This window comes from Methanobacterium sp. (genome assembly GCA_030017655.1).
In the GTDB taxonomy this organism is placed as follows: domain Archaea; phylum Methanobacteriota; class Methanobacteria; order Methanobacteriales; family Methanobacteriaceae; genus Methanobacterium_D.
On sequence record JASEIM010000003.1, the window covers coordinates 1 to 411 of the forward strand.

Here is a 411-nt window from a genome sequence, read left to right on the forward strand (position 1 = left end):
GCGATTTATTGTTTTAATATTATTATTTAAAAATAAATTTACCTGTATTTAATCTGTAAATAAAGAAAATTGAAGCTTAAGAGGAAATTTAGAGCGTAATATTCAAATATAGGGACTTTTCAGCGACAATAAATTCTTCAAATCATGTCTTTGAATTACTTAAAATTCATTATAATGATTTAGTACATAATAAAAGGTTAAATTAACATATTATTAGTTCCAAATATAATTATTATAATGTTGAATATGGAGATCCAATATTTAAATGGATGTAGCTAAATTTTTTCGAGGCAGGTTTCAATAATATAAGCATAGGGGATATATATGGATATAAAAATGGATATTAAAAAAATAGAAGCTCCAGAAGATTGTAATTTAATTTTGGGCCAAAGTCATTTTATTAAAACTGTG

At 23.1% G+C, this 411-nt stretch carries 1 protein-coding gene; it reads left to right on the forward strand.

What is annotated here, in order from left to right:
- Positions 1-324: 324 nt before the first annotated feature.
- Positions 325-411: adenosine-specific kinase (locus QMD61_02045; protein MDI6723409.1), on the forward strand; the 87-nt coding region annotated here is incomplete at its 3' end.